General features: G+C 72.1%; 18 protein-coding genes and 2 pseudogenes. 13 read left to right on the top strand and 7 right to left on the bottom strand.

What is annotated here, in order from left to right; all coding sequences use genetic code 11:
- Window positions 1-1,314 carry a transglycosylase family protein gene (locus DCW30_RS02760; protein ID WP_076682932.1) on the top strand — a complete coding sequence of 438 codons (1,314 nt, stop codon included), beginning with the start codon at window positions 1-3 and terminating at the stop codon, window positions 1,312-1,314.
- Between the two features lie 56 nt (window positions 1,315-1,370).
- Here DCW30_RS02760 and DCW30_RS02755 read toward each other — a convergent pair whose 3' ends face one another.
- Complete coding sequence (locus DCW30_RS02755) at window positions 1,371-2,567, bottom strand: DMT family transporter (RefSeq protein WP_167552448.1); 1,197 nt, start codon at window positions 2,565-2,567, stop codon at window positions 1,371-1,373.
- Between the two features lie 244 nt (window positions 2,568-2,811).
- On the opposite strand from DCW30_RS02755, the gene DCW30_RS02750 reads away from it, so the two are divergent.
- From DCW30_RS02750 to glgC, 3 genes are read left to right on the top strand one after another with little or no spacing between them, the layout of a single operon-like run.
- Window positions 2,812-3,543 (top strand): (2Fe-2S)-binding protein, encoded by a 732-nt coding sequence (locus DCW30_RS02750; RefSeq protein ID WP_076688555.1) that lies wholly within the window; start codon window positions 2,812-2,814, stop codon window positions 3,541-3,543.
- Window positions 3,544-3,590: 47 nt separating this feature from the next.
- Complete coding sequence (glgA, locus tag DCW30_RS02745) at window positions 3,591-4,757, top strand: glycogen synthase (RefSeq protein ID WP_076682930.1); 1,167 nt, start codon at window positions 3,591-3,593, stop codon at window positions 4,755-4,757.
- Between the two features lie 20 nt (window positions 4,758-4,777).
- Complete coding sequence (glgC, locus tag DCW30_RS02740) at window positions 4,778-5,998, top strand: glucose-1-phosphate adenylyltransferase (RefSeq protein ID WP_076682928.1); 1,221 nt, start codon at window positions 4,778-4,780, stop codon at window positions 5,996-5,998.
- A 19-nt stretch (window positions 5,999-6,017) separates the two neighbouring features.
- Here glgC and DCW30_RS02735 read toward each other — a convergent pair whose 3' ends face one another.
- From DCW30_RS02735 to DCW30_RS02715, 5 genes are all read right to left on the bottom strand, one after another.
- A complete protein-coding gene (locus tag DCW30_RS02735; protein WP_237283317.1) occupies window positions 6,018-7,058 on the bottom strand; it encodes an ABC transporter permease in 1,041 nt (346 codons plus the stop codon).
- Complete coding sequence (locus tag DCW30_RS02730; protein WP_076682926.1) at window positions 7,055-8,017, bottom strand: ABC transporter permease; 963 nt, start codon at window positions 8,015-8,017, stop codon at window positions 7,055-7,057. Before DCW30_RS02730 ends, DCW30_RS02735 begins: the two co-directional genes overlap by 4 nt.
- On the bottom strand, window positions 8,014-9,582 hold the full coding sequence (locus tag DCW30_RS02725) for a sugar ABC transporter ATP-binding protein (RefSeq protein WP_076682924.1): 1,569 nt from the start codon (window positions 9,580-9,582) through the stop codon (window positions 8,014-8,016). Before DCW30_RS02725 ends, DCW30_RS02730 begins: the two co-directional genes overlap by 4 nt.
- 1 nt (window position 9,583) lies before the next feature.
- The gene (locus tag DCW30_RS02720) at window positions 9,584-10,678 is read right to left on the bottom strand and encodes an ABC transporter substrate-binding protein (RefSeq protein WP_076682922.1); all 1,095 of its coding nucleotides are present in this window, start codon (window positions 10,676-10,678) and stop codon (window positions 9,584-9,586) included.
- A 168-nt stretch (window positions 10,679-10,846) separates the two neighbouring features.
- Window positions 10,847-11,860: a LacI family DNA-binding transcriptional regulator gene (locus DCW30_RS02715; protein WP_076682920.1), complete on the bottom strand. Its 1,014-nt coding sequence runs from the start codon at window positions 11,858-11,860 to the stop codon at window positions 10,847-10,849.
- Window positions 11,861-12,032: 172 nt separating this feature from the next.
- Between DCW30_RS02715 and DCW30_RS02710 the strand changes: the two genes are divergently transcribed.
- From DCW30_RS02710 to DCW30_RS02690, 6 genes and pseudogenes are all read left to right on the top strand, one after another.
- Window positions 12,033-14,681, top strand: a complete 2,649-nt coding sequence (locus DCW30_RS02710; protein WP_076682918.1) for a glycoside hydrolase family 2 — start codon at window positions 12,033-12,035, stop codon at window positions 14,679-14,681.
- Between the two features lie 224 nt (window positions 14,682-14,905).
- Window positions 14,906-15,502 (top strand): annotated as a pseudogene (locus DCW30_RS02705) (WS/DGAT domain-containing protein); the annotation flags it as partial.
- 70 nt (window positions 15,503-15,572) lie between these two features.
- On the top strand, window positions 15,573-17,069 hold the full coding sequence (locus DCW30_RS02700) for an SDR family NAD(P)-dependent oxidoreductase (RefSeq protein WP_076682916.1): 1,497 nt from the start codon (window positions 15,573-15,575) through the stop codon (window positions 17,067-17,069).
- Window positions 17,070-17,521: 452 nt separating this feature from the next.
- Complete coding sequence (locus DCW30_RS36485; protein ID WP_162933544.1) at window positions 17,522-17,695, top strand: hypothetical protein; 174 nt, start codon at window positions 17,522-17,524, stop codon at window positions 17,693-17,695.
- Window positions 17,696-18,699: 1,004 nt separating this feature from the next.
- A pseudogene (locus tag DCW30_RS02695) lies at window positions 18,700-20,265 on the top strand (alpha-L-fucosidase).
- 323 nt (window positions 20,266-20,588) lie between these two features.
- A complete protein-coding gene (locus tag DCW30_RS02690) occupies window positions 20,589-21,506 on the top strand; it encodes a nitroreductase/quinone reductase family protein (RefSeq protein ID WP_076682914.1) in 918 nt (305 codons plus the stop codon).
- A 12-nt stretch (window positions 21,507-21,518) separates the two neighbouring features.
- Here DCW30_RS02690 and DCW30_RS02685 read toward each other — a convergent pair whose 3' ends face one another.
- The gene (locus DCW30_RS02685) at window positions 21,519-22,532 is read right to left on the bottom strand and encodes a LacI family DNA-binding transcriptional regulator (protein ID WP_076682912.1); all 1,014 of its coding nucleotides are present in this window, start codon (window positions 22,530-22,532) and stop codon (window positions 21,519-21,521) included.
- A gap of 304 nt (window positions 22,533-22,836) precedes the next feature.
- On the opposite strand from DCW30_RS02685, the gene DCW30_RS02680 reads away from it, so the two are divergent.
- Genes DCW30_RS02680 through DCW30_RS02670 form a run of 3 tightly spaced genes read left to right on the top strand, consistent with a single transcriptional unit; the run spans window position 22,837 to window position 26,062 of the window.
- On the top strand, window positions 22,837-24,135 hold the full coding sequence (locus DCW30_RS02680) for an extracellular solute-binding protein (RefSeq protein WP_076682910.1): 1,299 nt from the start codon (window positions 22,837-22,839) through the stop codon (window positions 24,133-24,135).
- A 41-nt stretch (window positions 24,136-24,176) separates the two neighbouring features.
- Window positions 24,177-25,142 carry a carbohydrate ABC transporter permease gene (locus DCW30_RS02675; RefSeq protein ID WP_076682908.1) on the top strand — a complete coding sequence of 322 codons (966 nt, stop codon included), beginning with the start codon at window positions 24,177-24,179 and terminating at the stop codon, window positions 25,140-25,142.
- Window positions 25,139-26,062, top strand: coding sequence for a carbohydrate ABC transporter permease (locus DCW30_RS02670; RefSeq protein ID WP_076682906.1), 924 nt, complete (start codon window positions 25,139-25,141; stop codon window positions 26,060-26,062). The genes DCW30_RS02675 and DCW30_RS02670 overlap by 4 nt, the downstream gene beginning before the upstream one ends.
- Window positions 26,063-26,095: the final 33 nt, after the last annotated feature.

The raw sequence follows: 26,095 nt of genomic DNA, 5'->3' as shown, positions 1-26,095 counted from the left end.
ATGGCCGTACGAGGTCGGCACCGCCGGTACCAGCCCAACCGCATCAACCGTGCCTCGCTCACCGTCACCGCCGGCGGTGCGGGCATGGCGCTGCCCCTGACCGTCGCGGGCACCGGACACGCGGCCGACCTCGACACCTGGAACAAGGTGGCGGCCTGCGAGTCCACCAACAACTGGAGCATCAACAGCGGCAACGGCTTCTACGGTGGGCTGCAGTTCAAGCAGTCCACCTGGGAGGCGTACGGCGGCACCGCCTACGCCCCGCGCGCCGACCGCGCCACCAAGGCCCAGCAGATCGCCGTGGCCGAGAAGGTCCTGGACGCGCAGGGCCCCGGCGCCTGGCCCGTGTGTTCGGTGAAGGCCGGTCTCACCAGGGGCGGCCCCTCGCCCGACGTGGACCCCGCCCGCACCCCGGCCAAGCCCTCGGCGAAGTCCGCGCCCGCCAAGCGCGACGTCAAGGACGTCAAGCCCGAGGTGACCCCGCAGTCCGCCGCAGGCACCGCCGAGATGTACACCGTGGTGCGCGGCGACACCCTCTCCGGGATCGCCGACGAGCGCGCGGTGCGGGGCGGCTGGCGGCAGCTCTACGACACCAACCGGCGCGTCATCGGCGGCGACCCGGATCTGATCACCCCCGGCCAGCGGCTCTCCGTGCGCGGCGATGGCCCACGCGTCCCCCGGCAGCCCGGCAAGGCCGGACAGCGGGCCAAGGAGCGCGCGAAGGAGCGGGTCGAGGACCGCACGAAGCAGCGGGACGGCGATCGCGGTCAGGAGCGCGCCGAGGAACAGGCCCGCCAGAAGGCCGCCGAGCGGAAGGCCGCCGAGCGCGAGGCGGCCGAGAAGAAGGCCGCCGAGAAGAAGCGTGAGCAGGCGCGGTCCGCCAAGGCCTCCGCCCCCCGCAGCCAGCAGTCCGCGGCCTCCGCCCCCGTCGCCGCCTCGCCGAGCACGCCCTACCGCGCGGCGGGCGGTTCCTGGTCGAAGGGCTACCACACCGGCGTGGACTTCGCCGTGCCCACCGGCACCTCCGTGAAGTCCGTCGCCGCGGGCACGGTCGTCTCCGCGGGTTGGGGCGGGAGCTACGGCTACCAGGTCGTCGTACGGCACGCCGACGGCAAGTACAGCCAGTACGGGCACCTCTCGGCGCTCTCCGTGAAGGCCGGGCAGAAGGTCGGCGCGGGACAGCGCATCGCCCGCTCCGGCTCCACGGGCAACAGCACGGGGCCCCACCTGCACTTCGAGATCCGGACGGGGCCCGGCTTCGGCTCCGACATCGATCCGCTCGCCTATCTGCGGGCCCGCGGCGTCCGCATCTGAGACGTCGGCGCGCCCCCCTGCGGCCGGGCGGAACCCCGGGCCGCGACAGGGGGGCGTCAGGACCCGATCGGCTCCCGCGACCGCCGCGGCTGCCGGTGCCGCACCCCGCGGTGCCCGAGCGCGGCCACGGTGAGCTGGGAGGGCAGTGCGGGCAGGGGCGGGCCCGGCAGCGCCGCGTCCACCGGGGGCACGGGCTTCGGCGGGCGCACGGCCGCCTTCCCCGAGGCCGCCACGAGCTGCCCGGCCCCGGACACCGCCGCAGCGCCAGGCGCCGCCAGAGCGTCAGGCCCCGCCACAGCAGGCGTCGCCAGCGCCTCGGGCACCGTCACGGCGGCAGGCGCGGCCAAGCCTTCCGGCACCGCCACAGCAGGCGCCGCCAGCGCCTCGAGGACCGTCGAGCCCTCCGCCCCCGAAGCCGCCTCCCGCGCGAGCCGCTCCGTGGTGAGGAGGATCAGCCCACCGGCGGCCACGACGCCGCAGCCCAGCGCGAGAGCCGTGCCCACGGCGCCGTAGCGGAAGGTTTCTTCGAACAAGGTCAGGCCGACGGCCGCCGCGACCACCGGGTTCACCACGGTCACCGTCGAGAGGGGCGCCGCGAGGCCCGCGCCCCGGTAGGAGGCCTGCGAGATCAGCACCCCGGCCGCCGCGAGGCCCGCGATGACGCCGAGGCTCGGGAGCTGCTGGAGGAGCGCCACGCCCCGGTCCATGTCCACCGCCACCGTCTTGGTGAACACCGAGGCGATGCCGAACGCCGCGCCCGCCGCGCAGGCGAGCAGCACGCTGCGCACCACGGGGTGCCGGTGGGCCGCGTGCGCCGCGACCGTCAGGGCGAGGACGCCGCCGCCCGTCGCGAGGGCGAGCATGACGCGCTCGGCGCCGTCCAGGGACGTCGATCCGGACGCCGAGGTGAGCGAGAGCAGCCCGGCGAGCCCCACCGTCGCCATGATCGCGCCGCGCCAGGCGGTGGCGCCGGCCTTCCGGCGCACGAACACGGCCGCCATCGGCAGGGCGAACACGATGGTGAGGGCGCCGAGCGGCTGGACCAGGCTGAGCGGGCCGTACGCGAGCGCGACGACGTGCAGGAGCGCGCCCAGGCCGTTCAGCGCGATCGCCGCCCACCAGGAGGCGCGGCGCAGCGGCGCGTACCGCCGGTCCGGCGTGGTGGCGGCCACGCGCTCCTGGAGGATCGCCCCGCCAGCGTAGGCGACGGCGGAGACGAGGGAGAGCACCACGGACAGCGCGAGGGCACTCATGAGGTGCTCCCGCGCGTGCGGCGTGCCCGGTGATCCCGGTGGTCCCGGCGGGGCGAGCGGTCGGCTTCCATGGTGTCCATGCTGCCGCTGAAAACGCTCCGCGTCGTCGTACCTGAGCAGGCAATCGGTCCTACTGCCGATGGAGTACTGCCCCGCCGATGTCCTCCCCCAGGGGGGCCGGTCCCCGCGGGCCGAGGTGGACCCCCGAGGACCCGGTGGCCGCCGGCCTTGCTGTACTGCTGTCGTGACTCCCCTCATCGACCTGGCAGAACTCGGCTCCGTCGGCGGATTCTTCGCGCTGCGCGAGGGCCCGGGCGGCCCCGGCTCCGTACCGTTCGCGGACGTGTACGCTCCGCCTCCGGCGGCCCGTGATCCGCTCGGCCTCCGCGTCGGCAAGGTGGAGCGCGGGCTTCGCGCCCCCGAGGTGCGCGTGGCGGTGTCCGTGGCGCAGCTCGGGCTCGCCGCCCGGCTCTGGTCGGTCGCGCTCGGCTCGGCGGCGCTGTACGGCGCGGTGCCCGACCTCGATGCCGCCCTGCTGCGCTGGGACCCCGACGGCGCCTCGCCCGACGACCTGTGGCTGACCGACGTACGCCCCCTGCCAGGCGGCGCTCGGACCGTGCGGCGCGTGGTGGCCGACGGGCACCTGGAGCCGCTGGCCGCCGCGCTGCGCGCCCGGTACCGGATCTCCGCGGGGCTGCTGCGGGGCAACGCGGGTTCCGCGCTCGCGGGCGCGGCGCGCGAGCTGCACGCCTGGGCCGTGCGCGAGGGGCGCGAGGACGTGGGGGAGCGGGGCCTCGCCATGGCCGCGGAGCTTTTCGGCCACCCCGGTCTGCGCGGCACCGGCACTGTGGACGGCGCCGCCTTCCGGCGGCGGAGCTGCTGCCTGTACTACCGGTGCCCGAACGGCGGCGTCTGCGGTGACTGCTGCTTCGAACGCCCGCCGTCGCGGTCTTCCCACCGGGCGTCGTCTGGGTGACCATGAGGGGGCGCGGCCGGCCCCAGGCGGACGACGGAGGGCTTCACGTGAAGGTGGGACTGCTCACCCGGGAGTACCCGCCCGACGTGTACGGCGGCGCGGGTGTCCATGTGGAGTTCCTGGCACGGGAGTTACGCGCGCTCGTCGACCTGGACGTGCACAGCTGGGGCGAGGGCGGGGACACCGGTCTGCTGCGCCACCGGGCCTGGCCCGCGCTCGACGGCGCCAACGACGCCCTGCGCACCCTCTCCGTCGACCTGTCGATGGCCGCCGCGCTCACCGGGCGCGAACTGATCCACTCCCACACCTGGTACGCCGCCCTCGCGGGCCACGTCGGCAAGCTCCTGCACGGCGTGCCGCACGTGATGACCTCGCACTCCCTGGAGCCCCTGCGCCCCTGGAAGGCCGAGCAACTGGGCGGCGGGTACGCCGTGTCGAGCTGGGCCGAGCGCACCGCAGCCGAAGCCGCCGACGCGGTGATCGCGGTGTCGGGCGCCATGCGCGACGACATCCTGGCCTGCTATCCGGCCGTCGACCCGGCGAAGGTCCGCGTCGTGCACAACGGCATCGACACCGAGCTGTACCGCCCCGACCCCGGCGTCGACGTCCTGGAACGGCTCGGCGTCGACCCCGGACGCCCCTACGCCCTCTTCGTCGGACGCATCACCCGGCAGAAGGGCGTGCCCCATCTGCTGCGCGCGGCGCACGAGGTGGACCCGGACGTGCAGCTCGTGCTGTGCGCGGGCGCGCCCGACACTCCGCGGATCGACGCGGAGTTCCGGGAGCTGTTCGAGGAGCTGAGCCGTGGCCGCGCGGGCGTGCGGTGGATTCCCGAGATGCTGCCGCGCCCCGACGTCGTGCAACTCCTCACCCACGCGGCCGTGTTCGTCTGCCCCTCGGTGTACGAGCCGCTCGGCATCGTCAACCTGGAGGCGATGGCCTGCGGCACCGCCGTGGTCGCCTCACGGGTCGGCGGCATCCCCGAGGTCGTGGCCGACGGAGCCACGGGCCTGCTCGTGCCGTACGAGGAGAAGGACCCCCAGGGCTTCGAGCGCGAGCTCGGGCAGCTGGTGAACGCCCTCGCCACCGACCCGGTGCGGGCCCGCGCGATGGGGGAGGCAGGACGGGAGCGCGCCCTGCGGGAGTTCGGCTGGGACGCGGTCGCCCGGCGCACGGTCGAGGTGTACGAGGAGATCCTGCACGACGCCAGATAGCCGAAAAGTAGGAGGCCGGGATGCGCGGTGGACCTTCGGTGCTCGGAATCGTGCTCGCCGGCGGCGAGGGCAAGCGGCTGATGCCGCTCACCGCCGACCGGGCCAAACCAGCGGTCGTGTTCGGCGGGACGTACCGCCTCGTGGACTTCGTGCTCTCCAACCTCGTCAACGGCGACATCCTGCGCGTCTGCGTCCTGACGCAGTACAAGTCGCACTCGCTCGACCGGCACGTGACGACGACGTGGCGCATGTCGAGCCTGCTCGGCAACTACGTCACGCCCGTGCCCGCGCAGCAGCGCCTCGGCCCGCGCTGGTACTCGGGGAGCGCCGACGCCATCCTGCAGTCGCTCAACCTCGTCCACGACGAACAGCCCGACTACATCGCGGTGTTCGGCGCCGACCACGTCTACCGCATGGACCCCCGGCAGATGCTCCAGCAGCACATCGACAACGGCGCCGCGGTGACCGTCGCGGGCATCAGGGTGCCGCGCGCGGAGGCGCCGTCGTTCGGCGTCATCACGCCCGCCCGGGACGGCACGCGCGTGGACAGCTTCCTGGAGAAGCCCTCCGACCCGCCGGGGCTGCCCGGCGCCCCGGACAAGGTGTTCGCGTCGATGGGCAACTACGTCTTCACCACGAAGGTGCTCGTCGACACGCTCCAGCAGGACGCGGAGAACGAGGACTCCGCGCACGACATGGGCGGTTCCATCCTGCCGATGCTCACCGAGAGGGGCATGGCCCAGGTCTACGACTTCGACGACAACCACGTCCCCGGCGAGACCCCGCGCGACCACGGATACTGGCGTGACGTCGGCACCCTGGACTCGTACTACGAGGCCCACATGGACCTGATCTCCGACCAGCCCGTCTTCAACCTGGACAACCGGCGCTGGCCGATCTACACCCACCCCGGCGGTCTGCCGCCCGCCAAGTTCTGCGCGGGCGGCATCGCCGGCGAGTCGATCGTCAGCCCCGGCTGTGTGATCCGCGGCCAGGTCACCCGCTCCGTGCTGTCGCCCGGTGTGACCGTCGAGGAGGGCGCCGTCGTGCAGAACTCCGTGCTGCACGACAACGTACGGGTGGGAAGGGGCGCGGTGGTCCGCGGCGCTGTCCTCGACAAGAACGTCGACGTCCCGCCCGGGGCGACGATCGGCGTCAACCCCGAGCGGGACGAGGAGCTCTACACGGTCTCCGCCGGCGGAGTGATCGCCCTGGGGAAGGGGCAGACCGTGCCGATGTGACAGACCCCGCGCGCGGGCCTCACAGCACCCTGCGCCTGCGGCCCAGCCACGTCTGGGCGATCACCACCACCGCGAGGAAGGCGCCGCTGACCACCTGCTGGTATGCGGAGTCCAGCGAGCCGATCTGGTTGATGACGTTCTGGATGACCTTCAGGAGCAGCACCCCCACCAGCGACCCGCTGATGAAGCCGAAGCCGCCGGTCAGCAGGGTGCCGCCGATGACGACCGCGGAGATCGCCTCCAGCTCCATGCCGGAGCCGAGGATGGTCACCCCGGAGACCAGCCAGGCCGCGTTGAGGGCGCCCGCGAGCCCCGCGCAGAGGCCCGAGAGCGTGTACACCGCGATCTTCGTACGGGCCACGGGGGCGCCCATCAGCGCCGCCGCGTCCTCGTTGCCGCCGACGGCGTACACGTACTGCCCGAAGCGGGTGCGGCGCAGGACGACCGCGCCCGCGACGAAGAGGGCGACGGTGATCCAGACGGGGGCGCCGATGCCGAGGATCTTGCCTTGGCCGAGCGTCGCGAAGAAGGTGTCCTTGTCGACGAGGTAGGTCTTCGAGCCCTCGTCGGTGACCGCGAGCATGATGCCGCGCGCCCCCAGCATCGCGGCGAGGGTGACGATGAAGGGCGCGAGCCGCGAGCGGGCGATCAGCAGGCCGTTGACCAGCCCGACGAGGCCGCAGACCGCCAGGGGCAGGAGCAGCGCCACGGCCGTTCCGTACCGCGAGCCCCAGGCCGCGAGCACGCCGCCGAGGGCGAACAGGGAGCCCACCGACAGGTCGATGCCGCCGGTGACGATCACGAACGTCATGCCGAGCGCGACCACCGCGAGGAACGCGGAGGAGACCGCCATGTTCTCCATGTTGTCGGCCGTCAGGAACGTGTCGAAGGACAGCGAGGCGACGATCACCGCGACGACCAGCGTCACGAGCGCGCCGTGCTGCTGGGCCAGCGCGCTCAGCCGCTCGGAGCGGGCGGCGCGGTCCGGCGTCGGGGCGTCCGCGCCGGGGTGGGCCGGGGTCCGCACGGGGTCCGCCGGGCTCGTGGTGCCGGTGGTCATCGCTTGCTCCTCTCGCGGGCCGCGTAGACGGCGAGGACGATCACCACGGCCTGGGCGATCTGCGTCCAGGACGGTGGCAGGTCGTGCTTGATGAGCGTGGCCGTGAGGAGCTGGATCAGGACCGCGCCCGCGACGGTGCCGCCGATCCTGACGCGGCCGCCGCTCAGCGGGGTGCCGCCGACCACGACGGCGGTGATCGCGGAGAGCTCCATCAGATTGCCGAGCGAGGTCGGGTCGCTCGCCGAGAGCCGCGCGGTCGCGAGCAGCCCGGCGATCGCGGCGAGCGCGCCGGAGGCCACGTACACGAGGACCAGGACGCGGCGCACCGGCAGACCCGCGAGCTGTGCGGCCGGGCGGCTGTCGCCGATGGCGAGGAGCTGCCTGCCGAAGGTGGTGCGCCGCACGACGAACGCGACGAGCAGCGCGAGCGCGGCGGCGATGAGCACCGGATACGGGATGCCGAGCAGCGCCCCGGAGCCGAGCGAGGCCATGTTCGGGTCGCGTACGTCCTTGAGCTGGGGCAGCAGGACGAGGGCCAGACCGCGCCCGGCGACCATCAGGGCCAGGGTGGCCACGATGGGCTGGACGCCGATGAACGCCACGAGCGAGCCGTTCGCCGCGCCGACCGCCATGCCGCCGAGCACGGCCACGACGAGCGCGACCCACACGCCGTAGCCGAGGTAGAGGGAGATCAGGGAGGTGGAGAGGGCCATTACCGAGCCCACGGAGAGGTCCACGCCCTCGCTGCCGATGGCCAGGGCCATGCCGAGCGCCACGATGAGGACGGGAGCGACCTGCACGGCCTGGGTGCGGAAGTTCTCGCCGGAGAGGAAGTGCGGGGTGAAGAGGATGTTGACGAGGAGGAGTACGGCCACGCCCAGGTAGACGCCGTAGGTCTGAAGCAGGCGGAGCACGTGGTCGCGGTCGGCCGCCGGGCGGCCCAGGGCGAGATCGGTCATGACGTCTCCCGGAGGTGCTGCGGAGCGGCGGGTCCACCGGCCGCACCGGCTTCGGCGCCGGCCGGGCCACCCGTGGTCGCGATGGCGCTCAGGAGGGCGTCCGGGGTCACGGCGGAGCCGGTGAGCTCCTCGACGACCGCGCCGTCCTTGAGGACGACCACCCGGTCCGAGCCCTCGACCAGCTCCTCCATGTCGGAGGAGATCAGCAGGACGCCGAGGCCGTCCTGCGCCAGTTCGTCGATGAGCTTCTGCACCTCCGCCTTGGCCCCGACGTCGATGCCGCGCGTCGGCTCGTCGAGCAGGAGGACCTTGGGGTTCATCGCCAGCCAGCGGGCGAGCAGGACCTTCTGCTGGTTGCCGCCGGACAGCTCGCCCACCTTCTGGTGCGGGCCCGACGCCTTGATGCGCAGCCGCCGCATGAACGTGTCCACGATGGCGTCGACACGGGAATCGTCGACCAGGCCGAGCCGGGACAGCCGGGGCAGCGCCGCGAGCGCGATGTTCTCGCGCACCGAGAGGCCGGGGACGACGCCCTCCGCCTTGCGGTCCTCGGGCAGGAGGCTGATCCCCGCCCTGATGGCCGCGGGCGTGGACCCGGTGCGCACGGACGTGCCCGCCACGGTGACGCGGCCCGAGTCGGGCGGCAGGGCGCCCGCGATGGCCTTGGCCGTCTCGCTGCGGCCCGAGCCGAGCAGTCCGCCGAGGCCCACCACCTCGCCCGGGCGGATGTCGAGCGAGACCCCGCTGAGCCGGTGGCGGACGGACAGCCGCTCGGCGCGGAGCACCGGTTCGGACTCGGCGTGGTGCTCGCCGGTGAACTTGGTGACGCCCTCGTCGGCCACCTCCCCGATCTCCCGGCCGAGCATCAGGGCCACCAGGCGCAGCCGGTCGAGGTCGGCGAGGGGTCCCGTGTGCACGACCTTGCCGTCGCGGAGCACCGTGACGGCGTCGCACACCGCGTACAGCTCGTCCAGGCGGTGGCTGACGTAGATCACCGCGATGCCGCGCTCACGGAGCATGCGGATCACGCCGAACAGGGTCCGCACCTCGCGGGGTTCGAGCGAGGACGTCGGCTCGTCCATGATGACCACGCGCGCGTTGACCGAGACCGCGCGTGCGAGCGCCACCATCTGCTGGGCACCGACGCCGAGTTCGCGCAAGGGGCGGCGCACGTCGACACGGACGCCGAGGTCCCGCAGCGCCTCGTCGGCCTCGCGGTGCATGCGGCGGAAGTCGATCAGGCCGAGCCGGTTGCGCGGCTCGCGGCCGAGGAGGAGATTGCGGGCCACGCTCATCAGGGGGACGAGGTTGACCTCCTGGTAGATCGTGGAGATCCCCGCGTCCTGGGCCTCCAGGGGGGTGGCGAAGCGCGCGGGCCGCTCCGCGTACGCCACCTCGCCGGCGTCCGGCCGGTAGACGCCCGTCAGGACCTTGATGAGCGTGGACTTGCCCGCGCCGTTCTCGCCGATCAGGGCGTGCACCTCACCGGCGCGGGCGGTGAAGTCGACGGCGTCCAGAGCGCGGACGCCGGGGAAGGACTTGGTCAGGCCGGTCACCGAGAGCACGTCAGTAGGCCTGGGAGAGGTCGGCTTCGGCGTTCTTCCCGGTGTACGCGCTGTCCTTGATCACGATGTCCTGCTTCACCTTCTCGCCCCGGGTGAAGGAGTCCAGGGTGGAGAAGGCCAGCGGGCCGAAGCGCGGGTTGGACTCGATGACGCCGTCGATCCAGCCGCTCACGATGGACCGCACCGCGCCCTTGGTGCCGTCGATCGTCACGATCTTGATGTCACCGGCCTTCTTGCCCGCGCCCTTGAGCGCGTTGACGGCGCCGAGGCCCATCTCGTCGTTCTCGGCGTAGATCCCGGTGATGCCGGGCTTGGACTGGATGAGCTGCTCGGTGACCTGCTGGCCCTTCTCGCGCGAGAACTCGCCCGTCTGCTGGAAGACGACCTTCAGGCCGGGGGCCTTCTCCTCGATGCGCTCCTTGAAGCCCTTGGTGCGCTCGGTGGTGACGTTGTTGCCCGCCGTCCCGAGCAGGATCGCGATCTCGCCCTTGCCGCCGGTCGCCTCGATCATCCGGTCCGCGGCGCGCCTGCCCTGCTCGACGAAGTCGGAGCCGATGAAGCTCACGTAGTCCTCGCAGGCCTTGGCGTTGATCTTGCGGTCGACGGTGACGATCGGGATGTGCCTGGCGCTCGCCGCGCGCAGGACGGGCTCCCAGCCGTCGGAGTTCAGGGGCGCGATGACCAGCGCGTCCGCGCCCTTGGCGATCAGGTCCTGCACGTCGCTGATCTGCTTGGAGAACTGCGACTGGGCGTTGGCGGTGAGGAGTCTGACGCCGCGCTTCTCGGCCTCCGCCTTGATGGAGGCCGTCTCCGCGATGCGGAAGGGGTTGGCCTCCTTCTCGGACTGGGAGAAGCCGACCGTCGCCGTCTTCAGGTCGAACTTCTTGCCGCCGTACGCGTCGATCGCGCAGGTCGCGCCGCCGTCTCCCCCGGCGACCACCTGGCCCGAGTCGCCCTTCCCGGAAGCGGCCTCACCGCTGCCGGACGCGTCGTCCTCGGACTTGGCGCAGCCGGCGGCGAAGGTGAGGCTCGCCGCGAGGCCGACGGCAAGAAGGGTCCTGGCTGAGGTACGGCGGAGCAGAGTTCTCGACTTCATGGGAGTCCCCAAAACGGCACGGCCCCGGCACTCGAAGCGCTCACGGGAGGATCGGCACTTGCGGTCAACTCGGCGGTACGGGGAGCTTTTTACATCGTTGGAAGGTGGCTGTAAACCCTCCCCGCACGCGGCGCTCCTCCCCGCCGACCGGAGCGGGACGGCGCGGCCTCACCGCCGGCCGAGCGTGCTCTCCCGCTCCACCAGCCGGAACCGCGCGGTCAGCGCACGTCCGCCGGGCTCCGCGCCACCCGCCAGGCTGCGCAGGAGCGACTCCACCGCGAGCCGCGCGATGGCCTGCTTGTCCGGCGAGATGGTGGTGAGGGTGACCGCCCCGAACTGCCCCTCGGCGATGTCGTCGAAACCGACCACCGCCACGTCCCACGGAACCCGCAGGCCACGCTCGTGCAGGACCCGCATGGCGCCGATCGCCACCAGGTCGTTGTAGGCGAACACGGCGTCGGGCCGCACGCCGGCGTCCAGCATCCGGGCCATGGCCTTGGCCCCGTCCCAGCGGTTCCAGCCGCCGACCGGCCCCACCAGGGAGTCGGGGGCGGCGATCCCGGCCGCGGTCAGCTCCTCGCGCCAGCCCTTGAGGCGCAGGTGGGCGGGGCGGTTGGCGGAGTCGGTGCGGGCGCCGAGGTAGGCGATGCTGGCGCGGCCCCTGCTGATCAGATGGCGCACCGCCGTACGGGCCGCGGCGACGTTGTCGATCGCGATGTGGTCGTGCGGCAGGTCGTACTCGCGCTCGCCGAGCAGGACCAGCGGCACGTCGTCGTCGCGCCGGCGCAGGTCCTCCGCCTCCAGCTCCAGCGGGCTGAGGATCAGGCCGTCGATCACCCGCGCCCGGAAGCCCTGGCTGACCAGGATCTCCTGCTCGCGTTCGCCGCGCGTGTGGTCGAGCAGCACGGTGATGTCGTGCTCGGCCGCCGCGTCGATGACGGCGCCCGCCAGCTCGGCGAAGTAGGGGTTGCCGAGTTCGGGCACGGCGAGGGCGATGATGCCCGTACGCCCTTTCCGCAGGTGACGGGCGGTCAGATTGGGCCGGTAGCCCAGCTCGTCGATGGACCGCTGCACCCGTGCCCGCATCGCCGGGGTGACGTGCTGGTACTTGTTCACCACGTTCGAGACGGTCTTGATCGAGACGCCCGCGTGTTCCGCGACGTCCTTGAGGCTCACCCGCACCTACATCTCCCTGCGTCCGGTCGCCCCCCGTTCACCGGGGCGTTCGTCGTGACCCTGGACAGCGCGGCGGAAGCCGTGCTGTCATGCCAACTGCCGTTGTTTCTAACGTTGTACAGATTCGTTGTACCGACTGCAGTGACGAGCCGCCACCCTTCCTCGACAAGGAGGATCAGTGCGCCCCCGACGCGACAGACATCGACTCTCACGACCCCCGCGCCCCCGAGGCGTCCGGCACCGACTGGCCCTGCTGCTCACCGTCGCCCTCGCCTTCGCGGGACTCAGCGCGGTGCCCGCGGCGACCGCGGCCGACGAGCCCGGGGAAGTCCACGGCCTCAAGGGCGAGTACTACACCCAGTCCGCCCCCGGCGCCTTCGACTTCCACGAGCTCAAGGCCACGGGCTTCGACGCCGACATCGACTTCGACAACCTCGACCCGCGCCTCGCCTTCGCCACCGGCAAGGCGGACGACGCGACGGTGCGCTGGACCGGCAAGGTCGTCCCCGCCAAGAGCGGCGCCCACACGTTCTCGATCATCGGGGACAACGGCTTCCGGCTCTGGGTCGACGGCAAGCAGGTCATCGACCACTGGGTCGACGACTGGGACAAGGAGCAGACCGGCGCGCCGGTCGAGCTGACCGCGGGCAAGGCCTACGACATCAAGGTGGAGTACTTCGAGCACTACGGAGGCTCCAACCTGCACCTGCGCTGGACCGAGCCGGGCGGCGCCAAGAAGGCCATCCCGCGCTCCGCGTTCCGCCTCCCCGACGGCTTCGACTACAACGGCGCCACCGACGCCACGGTCCTCGCCGACGGCCGCACCCTCAAGCTCGCCTTCGCCCAGCGCATCGCCGCCGTGCCGGCCGGGTTCGAGAAGCACGTCGAGGCGGTCATCGGCGGCGCCAAGTGGCCGCTGAGCGGCGCGAAGGCCGACCCGAAGGACCCCAGGGCCCTGCTGATCACGCTCAAGGAACCCGTCGTCGGCAACAAGGAGGGCAACGCCCGAGGCACCGCCGACCTGCGCTACGACGGCAAGGGCGGACTCAAGGGCCACGACGGCGAGGAGGTCGCCGCGTTCTGGAGCAGCGGCAAGAACCTCTCCACCTACGAGCTGCGCACCAAGTGGGCCGACAAGGTCACGCCGGGCAACGCCCACCGCGAGTACCCGCGCCCGCAGCTCAAGCGCGACGACTGGCGGAACCTGAACGGCGACTGGCAGTTCCAGGCGGCCGAGAAGGGCGAGCAGCCACCCGTCGGCAAGCGCCTCAAGGAGAAGATCCTCGTCCCGTACCCGGTGGAGTCCCAGCTCTCCGGCCTCGAGCGGCACGAGGACCGCATGTGGTACCGCCGCACCTTCACCGTCCCGAAGAACTGGCGCGCCGGCGAGGGCAAGCGGCTGAAGCTCAACTTCGGCGCCGTCGACTGGCAGTCCGAGGTGTACGTCAACGGCGAGAAGGTCACCGAACACCAGGGCGGCTACGACAAGTTCAGCGCCGACATCACCGACGCGCTGAGGCCCGGCCGCACCCAGGAGCTGATCGTCGGCGTCTACGATCCGACCGACGCCAAGGGCGGCGAGAACCCGCCGCTCGGCAAGCAGCGCCTGGACCCCAGCGGCATCTGGTACACCCCGTCCTCCGGCATCTGGCAGACGGTGTGGATGGAGCCGGTCGCCGCCGACCACGCCGACTCCCTCAAGATCACGCCGGACGTCGAGGACCGGACGGTGCGCGCGGAGGCCAAGGGCGTCCGCGACGGCGTGCCCGTCACGGCCACGGCGTACGAGGGCAAGCGCAAGGTCGCCGAGGTGCGCGGGCGCACCGGTGAACCGCTCACCCTGAAGATCGCGAAGCCGCGCCTGTGGTCGCCCGACGACCCCTTCCTGTACGACCTGGAGGTGCGCGTCGGCAAGGACCGGGTGAGCAGCTACTTCGGCATGCGCTCGGTCTCCGTGGAGAAGGTGGACGGCACGCCGCGCACCATGCTCAACGGCAAGCCCGTCTTCCTGATGGCCACGCTCGACCAGGGCTTCTGGCCCGACGGGCTGCACACCGCGCCGAGCGACGAGGCCCTCGCGTACGACCTGAAGATGCACAAGGAGATGGGCTTCAACTCCGTGCGCAAGCACATCAAGGTCGAGCCCGACCGCTGGTTCTACTGGGCCGACAAGCTGGGCCTGCTCGTCTGGCAGGACATGCCCGCCATGACGGCCGGCGTCAACCCGTCCGCCGCCGCCCGCGCCACGTTCGAGCGCGAGATGAAGACGATGATCGACCAGCACTACAACCACCCGTCGGTCATCATGTGGGTCACCCTCAACGAGGGCTGGGGCCAGTACGACGAGGGGCGGCTCGCCGACCAGGCCAAGTCCTGGGACCCGACCCGGCTGATCAACGGCCAGTCGGGCCTCAACCTCGGCCGTGACGGCGGCGCCGGCGACATCATGGACGAGCACGGCTACCCGAGCCCCGCGCTGCCACCGCACCCCGACGGCAAGCGCGCCCTGGTGGCGGGGGAGTACGGCGGCCTCGGTCTCGCGGTGCCCGGCCACGCGTGGTCGGTCCAGCAGTCCTACGTCGACGTGGACCCGGCGACGTACACGGAGGACTACCTCAAGAAGCTGGGGGAGGTGCGCGCGCTCGCCTGCAAGGGCGGCAACGGCGCCGTCTACACCCAGATCTCCGATGTGGAGGGCGAGCTGAACGGCCTGCTCACCTACGACCGCAAGGTCGTCAAGCCCGACGTGGAACGGGTGAAGGCGGCGCACGAGGCGCTGATCCGCGACGCGTCCCAGGAGACGGTGCCGGGCTGCGCCGGCTCGTGAGCCATCGGCAGGGCGGTGTCGTCGGAGCCACCGGCGGGACCGTCCTCCGGCCGGCCCGCTCCTCCCCGAGCGGGCGGGCAGCGCGTGCGGATGTGACGCGTCAGACAGTTCGCTGACGCACCACACGCGTCACTTGAGGCCCGCCCTCCCCAGGAGGGCGGGTCTTCACGTGCCGTTAACGCAGCGTAGCCGGATCGTACTTGGCCGTAATCGCTGGGCACGCCACCGCCGGGGCCCTCCTCGACGACGTCCACCGGGTGCGCAAGGCCGTGGGCGGCGCCGTCAGCGACGTGCTGATCGCCGTGGCCGCCGGGGCCCTGCGGCGCCCCCCGCACCGCCCAGCCGCCTCTGCGGCTATCTGGTCCGGCTGCCGGTCGGCCACGAGGACCCGCTGGCCAGGCCGCGGGAGGTGCGCACCGCCATGGACAGGAACAAGGAGGCGGGGACGAGCGCGGCGCGGGGGCCGCCGCCCTGCTCGCCGAGCACGTGCCGTCCATCGGCCACCGCGTCGGAGGGCCCGCCGTGGCCCAGGCCGCGCGGCTGCTCTTCGACATCCTCGTCACCAGTGTCCCGCTGCCCGGCGCCGGGCAGCGGCTCGGGCCGCCCGCTGACCGAGGTCCACCCCCTGGCGCCGCTCGCCAGGGGCCAGTCGCTCGCCGTGGCGGTCCTACCGGGGGCGCGTGCACTACGGCCTGCTCGCCGACGCCACCGCCGTGCCCGACCTGGACCTCCTCGCGCGCGGTCTGCGGGAGGAGCCGGCGGAGCCGGTGGCGGTGTGCGCGCGGGACGCGGGTTTGGAGACCGGGGCCGCCGCTACGTAAAGTTGGGCTTTTGGAGCTACCGCGGACCACCAGAGGCGCCGCGGCACGGGATGACATGAGGACAGCGGCGATGACGGTGACAGACGAAAGCCAGGGGGGCTCCGTCGAGAACGGTGAGTACGGGCCCGGCATCGACCCCGACCGTCTCGCCGTCTGCCTCAGCGTCCTCGACGAACTGGACCGTCTCGACGTCGACCACCCCGACGCGATCCGGGTGCGGCGCGCCACGGCCGGGATCTACCGCACCGTGAAGCAGCGCCGCCGCCAGGAGCGCCGCGCCGCCAAGACCGCCCACGACAAGGCGGTCACCGAGGCCACGGCCACCGGTTCCGCCGAGCGCATCGACGACGAGACCGTGGGACTGCTGCCCTCCTCGCGGACCGAGGAGGGCAGGTTCGCGGGGATACTCCAGCGCCCGCGCTCCTGCTACACCTGCAAGACGCGCTATGTGGAAGTCGACTACTTCTACCACCAGCTCTGTCCGGAATGCGCCCTTCTGAACCGGACCAAGCGCGAGGCCCGCACCGACCTGACCGGCAAGCGCGCCCTGCTCACCGGCGGCCGCGCCAAGATCGGCATGCACATCGCGCTGCGCCTCCTGCGTGACGGCGCCCACACGACCATCACGACGCGGTTCCCCAAGGACGCCATCCGCCGCTTCAAGGCGATGGACGACTCGGCGCAGTGGATGCACCGCCTGGAGGTCGTCGGCATCGACCTGCGCGACCCGGCGCAGGCCGTGGCCCTCGCCGAGCGGACAGCGGAGGCGGGCCCCCTCGACATCCTGATCAACAACGCCACGCAGACGGTGCGCCGCCTCCCCTCCGCCTACGCCGCCCTGGTCGACGGCGAGAGCGCGCCGCTGCCCGCGGGCGAGCTGCCCGCCCACTTGGTGATCGGCGCCTTCAACTCCGGAGCGGTGGACGGTCTGAGCGCGCTGCCCGTCGGCACCAGCGGCCTGGACGCGCAGAAGGTCGCCGACCTCGCCCTCGTGGCGGGCAACGCCAGCATCGCCAGGCACCTCGACGGCACCGCCATCGACGCGGGCGGCCTCGTCCCCGACGTCGTCGACAGCAACACCTGGGTGCAGACCATCGAGCAGATCTCCCCCGTGGAGCTCCTCGAGACCCAACTGTGCAACTACACCTCGCCGTTCATCCTGATCAGCGCGTTGCGCCCGGCCATGGCCGACGCCGCGAAGAAGGCCGAGAGCGGCCGGGCCTACGTCGTGAACGTCTCCGCCATGGAGGGCGTCTTCGGCCGCGGCTACAAGGGCGCGGGCCACCCGAACACCAACGCCGCCAAGGCCGCGATGAACATGGTCACGCGGACCAGCGCCCAGGAGATGTTCCAGACCGACGGCATCCTCATGACCTCCGTCGACACCGGCTGGATCACCGACGAGCGTCCGCACTACGACAAGCTGCGCCTCGCCGAGGAGGGCTTCCACGCGCCGCTCGACCTGATCGACGGGGCGGCCCGCGTCTACGACCCGATCGTGCGCGGTCAGGCGGGCGAGGACGTCTACGGCGTCTTCCTGAAGGACTACGCGAACGGCAAGTGGTAGCCGCCGGGTGAGGCGGGGCCGGGCCGGGGCCGACGGGTTTCGGCCCCGGCGTTCACTCCGGTGGCCGAGCCACCGCGGGACCGGTCCCTTATGGGCCTCGGGCCGCTCCCGGGGTGAACACGCCCCGGCGCGAGCGCCCCGGTGAAGCCCCTCGGCGCGCCTCCGCGGCGACAGCCGCCCCGCGAGCGGGTCACGGCGTGACCGAGGGTCGCTGTAGGGGTTCTTGTCCGGATTCCGCTCGCCATTCTGCTCGGCTTCGTGCGTCCATCGAGCGCGGGCGTGCTCATTTGGTTAATCTGGGGGCGAGCGGGTGGCCACGGGAGATCCACGAACGTCTCTCGGCCGCCCCGGGGACAGGCCGGCGACCAACGGCCGCGGTCCCGCCAGACGACCGGCGCCACCGCGACCGAACCGCCCTTGTCCTTCCGTTACGCGACACAAAGGAGTGCGCGGTGACACCAGATCTGACGAAGCAGGAAAAGCGACCGGCGGAACGCGGCGGCGAGCGGGCCGGCAGGCCCCACAAGCTCCGCAACCTGGAGGCGTGGGCCAAAGCGGCCCCCATCCGCCTCGCCGGCTATGAGGACGACCTCGCCGAGCCGCACATCCTTCCCGGCATCGACTGACCGGGAGCGGACCACCGGTACCGCCGATTCCTCCGCTTCGCCCGTGCCCCCGCCACTCGACGGCGGGGGCACGGGCGTTCGTACGGTGGCGTCGCCTCTGGACCTCGTATACCCCTCGTATGCCCTGGCCTGCGCGCCCGGCGGGATTCATCCGATGAGTCGGCAGATCCGTCGCCCGAAGCGGCGCGCAAAGTCCAAACACTCACGGAGCTTGATGCATTGACGCCCTCATGGGGCGATTGAATCATCGGATGTCATGACCGAACTGCGCTCGTCCCCCGCGCCCCGGCCACCCCGACACCCCCGCCCGCTTAGGGGCCGCCGCCTGTCCAGAGGCATCGGCGCGGCCGTGGCCCTGCCGCTGCTCGCCTCGCCGGTCCCCGCCGCGGGCGCCGCCGACGCCGCCCAGCCCGCGGCGTCGCGCACCGTCCCCGCCCTCACCGACTGGACGCCCGCCGAAGGCGCGTGCCCCCGCCGTCGCGCAGGTCACCTGGGGCGACCCGCACGCCGACCCGACGTACGCCGCGTTCGCCGCGCGCGCCGAGGCCGTGGGCCATGCTCCCCCGGGATGGCGCGACCTGACGCAGGCGCCGGTCGCCGAGGACGCGTACACCCTGCGCGAACACCGGGGGCCGCACCGGGGCCGCCGCCGTCACGGCAGGGAACACCGCGGACGGCTGCCACCCCTGAAGGCCGCCGCGAGCGGCAGGCGCCTGGAGACCCGCAGCGGCAGTCTCACCCTCAACGTGCCGCTGCAACCGGGCAGCGCCGTCACTGAGGAGATCTGCGACGCGAGGAACAGACTCCAGCGGTGGCAGGTGGAGCGCGACGGCACGGGCCACCGCCCGGTCAACGGGATCACGCGGAGGCGTACGCCACCGAGGACGGACGGATCGTCCAGTACCCCGCCGACCGACGCAGGCCCACCGTCTGGACGCTGACCCCGGCGTAGCGAGCGCGGCGCCTCGGGACCGCGCGCGAACCCAACCCAGGGAGTGCCCCGTATGCCTCTCAGCAGACGCCTCTTCATCGCCGCCGCCGTCAGTACGGCCGCCGTCGCCTTGGGCGGTGTGCCCGCCGGAGCCGCGCCCGGCGCCCCGCGCGGGGCGGCCCCGAAGCCGTCGTTCCGCATCCCCGTCGGACCCGGCGACTCACCTCGGAGGCTCGTCGCCAAGGCCGCGAGAGTGCGGCCCACGCCCCGCCAGATCGCCTGGCAGAAGCTGGAGCAGACCGCGTTCCCGCACTTCGGGGTGAACACCTTCACCGGCCTCGAATGGGGCACCGGCGACGAGGACCCCGACCTCTTCCGGCCCGAGGGCCTCGACACCGACCAGTGGGCGCGCGCCCTGCGCGACCGCGGCTTCCGGCTCGCCGTCCTCACCGTCAAGCACCACGACGGCTTCGTCCTGTACCCCTCGCGCCACACCAGGCACTCGGTGGCGAGCAGCGGTTGGCGCGGCGGACGCCGGGACGTGCTGCGCTTCTTCGCCGACTCGCTGCGGCGACACGGCATCAAGGTCGGCGTCTACATCTCGCCCGCCGACGAGAACCAGTACCTCCACGGCGTCTACGCCAACGGCAGCGCACGCACCGCGCGGACCATCCCCACCCTCGTCGACGGAGACGACCGGGCGGACGCCCCGAGGACCTTCACGCTCGACGCCACCGACTAGGGCGCCCACATGCTCAATCAGCTCTACGAGGTGCTCACCGAGTACGGCCCGGTCGACGAGGTCTGGTTCACCGGGGCGCAGGGCCGCATCCCGCCGGACGGGGTGGAGACGTACGACTGGGACAGCTGGTACACCCTGATCAGGGCGCTCGCCCCGGACGCCGCGGCCGCCGTGCGCGGGCCCGACGTGCGGTGGGTCGGCAACGAGGGCGGGCTGGCGCGCGAGAACGAGTGGAGCGTCGTCCCCGTCAAGGACTCGGGGAACGGCAGCGTCGACTACGCCCTGAAGTACGACGCCCCCGACCAGGGCAGTCGCGAGGCGCTCGCCGAGGCGCGCTCCGTCGCCCGGTACCTCCAGTGGTGGCCCGCCGAGTGCGACGTGTCCATCAGGCCGGGGTGGTTCTACCACGAGGACCAACAGCCCAAGGATGCTGATGAGTTGACGGACATCTGGTTCCGGTCCGTGGGACGCAACTCCGTCCTGCTGCTCAACGTCCCGCCGGACAGGAGGCGGCTGCTCCCGGACGCGGACGTGGCCCGGCTGCGGGAGTTCCGCGAGCGGATACGGCGCGAACTGCCCGAGGATCTCGCCCGCGGCTCACCCCTGCGGCGCGACCGCGACGCCGGCACGGTCACCGTCACCCTCGGCCGGGCCCGCGAGGTCGACCGCCTCCGCCTCGCCGAGGACATCCGGTACGGCCAGCAGCTGGAGCACGCGGTCATCGAGGTCCGCGAAGGGCGGGGCTGGCGCACCGTGACCGAGGTCGAGACGGTGGGCGCGAGCCGCGTGCTCACCCTGGACGCTCCGGTGACGGCACGGACCTGGCGGCTGCGGGTCACGGGCGCACGGCAGCGCGTGCGGATCGCGGAGTTCGGCCTCTACCGCTCGGAGGTCTGACCGGAGGTCCGAGAAGCGCCGGGCCGGGGGCGCGTTGACAGAGGTGGGGGCGGGTGACTGTAATGGTGCTCGTGCCGCGTGGCGCCGACCAAAGAGCAGTGGGCAGGTCGGCGGCCGGGCGAGCACCTTCACTCAAGGACGACGCCGATGGACACGTCGTGAGTTCACCCTCCCGGGCTCCGGCCTGATCAGCGCGCCTTCGCGCGCCCCGGCCGCGCGGACGCGTCCCGCGTGACCCCCTCCACCTTCCGCCGCGCTCGCCGCCGCCGTTTCCGTGCGCGCCGGCGCGGTCCCAGCACCCCGTACGGAGAACCGACACCGTCATGCCCACACCCTTCAACCAGTCCGTCGTCGAGGAGTTCCGCGCCAACGGCGGCAAGGTCGGCGGCCCCTTCGAGGGCGTCGAACTCCTCCTGCTGACCACCACCGGCGCGAAGTCCGGCAAGGAGCACACCACCCCGCTCGGCTTCGTGCGCGACGGTGACCTGCTGCTGATCGTCGGGTCCAACCTCGGAGCCCCGCGCCACCCCGACTGGTACCACAACGTCCTCGCCCACCCCTCGGTGCGCGTCGAACTGGGCGTCGAGGAGTTCCAGGCGGTCGCCGTCCCCGCCGAGGGGGAGCGCCGCGACCTGCTCTTCGAGCGGGTGGTGGCCGCCGAGCCCGGCTACGCCGACTACCAGGAGCGCACCACGAGGCTCCTGCCGGTCGTCGCCCTGGAGCGGCCCGCCCACGAGGCCGGCATCCCCACCGAGGCGGGAAACTTCGCCGAGAAGATGACGCAGGTGCACCTCTGGCTGCGCGGCCAGCTGCGGCACGTGCGGGATGAGACCGACGCGTACTTCGCCGCGCTCGCCGCGCACCAGGGCCCCGAGGCGCCTCCCGTGCCGGGCCTCGGGCTGCGGATCCGGCAGCACTGCCTGGCCTTCTGCGACGCCCTCGCGTTCCACCACACCAGCGAGGACGCGCATCTGTTCCCCGTGATGGCGGGCCACCACCCCGAACTGCGCGACACCTTCGAGCGGCTCGCGGAGGAGCACCGGGAGGTGGCCCGTGTCCAGGGCGGTCTCGTCGCGCTCCTCGCCGGCATCGGCGACGCCGACCCCGAGGCCTTCCGCACCGAACTGGCGCGGATGTCCGCGGAGCTGACCCGGCACCTCGACTTCGAGGAGGAGGCGCTGCTGCCGATCCTCGCGCGGCTGCCGTGGCCGCCGGGGCCGCCCGCCGGCACGGGGGAGTAGTGCGCGTCGCCGCTACCGCCGCACGGGCCCCGTGCTCTCCCGCTCGATGAGCCGCGGCAGCGGCACCTGCACCGTCGCCGCGGGCCCGTCGTCCAGCAGGGCGAGCAGTTCGCGGGCGGCGGTGCGGCCGAACGCCACCGTGTCCCGGGAGAGCGCGGTGAGCCAGGGGCGCACCATGCGGCAGAGCGCCGAGTCCTCCCAGGCCACCACCGACACGTCCGTGGGCACGCCGAAGCCGAGGGCGGACGCGGCGGCGACGCCCGCCACCGCCATGACGTCGTTGTCGTAGACGAGGGCGGTCGGCGGTTCGGCGGACGTGAGCACCCGCCGGGTCACGGCGTCGCCCTCCGCGTCGGAGTAGTCGGTGGTCACCGAGCGCACCCCCGACAGGCCGCGGCTCTCCGCCTCGGCGCGCAGGGTGCGCATGCGGCGCTCGGTGTGCGCGAGGCCTTCGAGACCGGCGATATGCACGATGCGGCGGTGCCCGAGCGCGTGCAGATGGCCCACGACCGACGCCATCGCGCCCGCGTCGTCCGCCCACACCGTGGAGAGCGAGGGGTGCTTGGCGTCCGGTTCCGGCACGCCGCCCGTGACCACCGCGGGCAGGCCCAGCTCGTGCAGGAGGGCGGGCCGCGGGTCGTCGGTGCGCGGGTCCACCACCAGGACGCCGTCCACCCGGTGCTCGGCCCACCAGCGCCGGTAGACCGCGCACTCGGCGGTCACGTCCTCCACCACCTGGAACAGCAGGCCCAGGTGCCGCTCGGCGAGCACCTCCTGGATGCCCGAGATGAGCTGGAGGAAGAACGAGTCGACGCCCAGCGTCGCCGCCGGGCGTGCCACCACCAGGCCCACCGTCGCCGAGCCCTCGCCGGACAGGGCGCGCGCGGCGGTGCTCGGCCGCCAGCCCAGCTGTTCGGCGACCCTGCGGACGCGGTCCCTGGTGATGTCGGAGACGCCCGGCCGGTCGTTGAGCGCGAAGGAGACGGCGCTCTCGGACACCCCCGCGCGGCGCGCGATGTCCTTCATGGTCGGCCTGCGCGCAGGTGACCGCTTGCCTTGCACCCGTTGCCCCTTTCCTGATGCCCGCGCACTAATGCGCTTGAGCGCAGTGACTCTAAAGCGCATTAGTCGATTGCCGCAAGGTCTTCAACACGCGCTTCTGACCTGCCCGGTTGACGGGACGTGGCGGCGAAGTGGAATTTTTCTTGCCCCAATCCATTGACTTTGCGCCACCGCGCGATGCAGGGTCAGCCTCGGCGAAAGTGGCCCGGCTCTGACGGCCGCAGTCACCGCCGTCTCACGCTGGGCCGAGCAAAGGAGCCGTTTCACCGTGCGTATCTCCCGTATCCCTCGCAGAGCGGTCGCCGCGGGCGCCGTCCTCGCTGTCCTGCTGCCGCTGAGCGCCTGTGGCGACGGAGGCGACGGCGGCGGGTCGACCGACGCCTCGGGGAAGATCGAAGGCAAGATCACCTTCCAGACCTGGAACCTGAAGGCCAACTTCAAGGATTACTTCGAGGGCCTGGTCGCCGACTTCGAGAAGAAGTACCCCGGCACCGAGGTGAAGTGGGTCGACCAGCCCGGCGAGGGCTACGCCGACAAGATCAGCGCCGACGCCGCCGCGGGCACGCTGCCCGACGTCGTGAACGTCTCGCCCGACCTCGTCGCCCCGCTGGCCAAGGCGGGCCTCGCGCTCGACCTCGACAAGGCCGCGGGGAAGTACGAGAAGGAGTACCTCCCCGGCGCCTGGAAGAGCCACCAGATACCGGGCACGGAGGGCACGTACGCCTTCCCCTGGTACCTGAACACCGGGCCGCTGTTCTACAACAAGCGCCTCTTCAAGGACGCGGGCCTCGACGAGAACACGCCCCCGAAGACCTACGACCAGCTCTTCGACCAGGCGCTCCAGCTCGCGGAGAAGAGCGACGGCAAGATCGCCACGCTCGCCAACGTCCCCACCATCGAGGACTTCGGACGCTACGGCGTCCCGCTGATGAACAAGGAGGGCACCGGCTTCACCTTCAACGACGCCAAGGGCGTCGAGCTCCTGACGAAGTACAAGAAGCTGTACGACGCCAAGGCGCTCGACGGGCAGGCGCTGACCGCGACGCCGGAGTCGACGGGCAAGAAGTTCCTCACCGAGGCCGTCGCGATGAACCCCGGCAGCGCGCTCGACCTGGAGAAGTTCAAGAAGGACGCGCCGAAGCTGTACAAGAACATCGGGATCACCCCGCAGATCAGCAGCACCGGCAAGGACAACATGTACGTGATGGGCGTGATGGTGAACGCCCGCACCAAGCAGACGCCGGCCGCCGTCGCCTTCGCGCACTTCGTCACGGACGCGCAGCGCCAGATGGCATTCGCCAAGCAGGTCGCGATCTTCCCCAGCACCAAGGGCTCCCTGGACGACCCGTACTTCACGAAGCAGGACGGCAAGGAGGAGACCCGCGTACGGGTGGCCGCCGCCAAGTCCGTCAAGACCGCGGTCAACTACACGCCCGTGCTCTTCAGCGAGCAGATGAAGGTCGAGCTGCGCAACTCCGTCGCCAAGGCGCTCCAGGGCAAGGAAAGCCCCGAGGAAGCTCTTGACAACGCTGTCAAGAGCTGCGACCGGCTGCTGCGGCAGAGCTGAGCGGCACCACCGTGCCCAGCCACGACCAGGGAACGTCAGCAATGAAGACGCGTACTGCCACCGAGGCCCCGATCACGGACGCGAGCCGCGTCGCCGCGGGGCGGGGCGACGGGCCCGCGCCCCGCGGGCCCGCCAGGATCCGGCGACAACTGCCCACCAGCCCCTGGCTGTTCGCCGCCCCCGGGCTGGTGATCGTCGCCGTCTTCATCCTCTATCCGTTCCTCAGCACCCTCAACAACGCCTTCACCGACAAGCGGACGCTGATGCCCGGCGAGTACGTGGGCCTCGCCAACTTCTCGGAGCTGCTGCACGACGACATGTTCTGGATCGGGCTGCGCAACAGCACGCTGTACGTCCTCGTGGTCGTCCCCGCGCTGGTGCTGCTGCCCCTGCTGCTCGCCATGCTCGTCCAGAAGCACATCCCCGGCATCACCTTCTTCCGGTCCGCCTTCTACACCCCCGTGGTCGCCTCGATCGTCGTCGTCGGACTGATCTGGGTGTGGATGCTGGACGAGCGCGGCCTGGTCAACGCCGTCCTCGAAGCGGTGGGCGCCGGCAAGGTCGGCTTCCTCAGCGACCAGTGGCTCCTGCTGTTCAGCGCCATGGCCGTCACGGTCTGGAAGGGCCTCGGCTACTACATGATCATTTACCTGGCGGCGCTGGCCAACGTGCCGCGCGAACTGCACGAGGCGGCGGCGGTCGACGGGGCGGGAGCGGTGCGCCGCTTCCTCACCGTCACCGTGCCCGCCGTGCGCTCCACCATGGTCCTCGTGGGCGCGCTCTCCTCGGTCGCCGCCTTCAAGGTGTTCTCCGAGGTCTATCTGATGGCGGGCCCCACCGGCGGGCCCGCGGGCGAGGACACCACGCTGGTGATGCTGGTGCAGCGCGTCGGCACCGGACTGACCGGACGCGTCGGCTACGCCTCGGCCATCTCGGTCGTCGTCTTCGTCGTCACCGTCACGCTCATGCTGCTCGTGCTGCGGGCCGACCGGAAGGAGGACGCGTGAGCACCACCGAGAAGATCCCCGCGACGGCCGCCGGACGCGGGGCGCGTCCCGCGCCGAAGCCCCGCCGCCGGCGCATCACCGACGAGAACGGCCGCCGGATGCCCGTATGGGAGATCGTCCTGCGCTACGGGCTGCTGCTCGCCGTCCTCGCCCTGATGATCGGCCCCTTCCTCTGGCAGCTCTCCACCTCGCTGAAGGGCCCGCACGAGGACATCTTCAGCTCACCGCCCACGTTCCTGCCCTCCGACCCGACCTTCCACAACTACGAGCGGGTCGCCGACACCATCCCCGTGTGGGACTACGCGCTCAACTCGCTGAAGGTCGCCGCCGCCAACGTCGTCACCAACTGCGTCGGCGCCACCCTCGCCGGCTACGCCCTGGCGCGGCTGCGCTACCGCGGCCGCAAGGCGGCCACCGTCGTCTTCGTCCTGGCCATGCTGGTGCCCGTCGAGGGCATCATCATCGCCCAGTTCACGACCATGCGGGAGCTGGGCCTGAACAACACCCTCATCGGGGTGCTGCTGCCCGGCTGCGTCTCCGCGCTCAACGTCCTGCTGATGCGCAACGCCTTCCTCAACGTGCCCTACGAGATCGAGGAAGCCGCCTTCGTGGACGGCGCGAACGTCTGGCAGCGGTTCCTGCGGATCTCGCTGCCCGCCGTCAAGGGCACCCTCGCGGTCGTCGCCATCTTCGCCTTCATGGGCGCCTGGGACGACTTCCTCTGGCCGCTGATCGTGCTCAGCGACCCGGAGCGGTTCACGCTCACCATCGGCCTGAACTACCTCCACGGCACCTTCGCCAACGACGAACGCCTCGTCGCCGCGGGCACGGTCATCGCCGTGCTTCCGCTGATCGTGCTCTTCGCCTGCCTCCAGCGGTACTTCTTCCGCGGTGTCGGCGAGGGCGCCGTCAAGGGCTGACCGCCGCCGCTCGCCGGGGCCGCCCCACGCCAC

It is taken from the genome of Streptomyces alfalfae (assembly GCF_004127445.1).
In the GTDB taxonomy this organism is placed as follows: Bacteria; Actinomycetota; Actinomycetes; order Streptomycetales; family Streptomycetaceae; genus Streptomyces; species Streptomyces alfalfae.
This window is presented reverse-complemented; position numbering and strand designations above follow the sequence as displayed.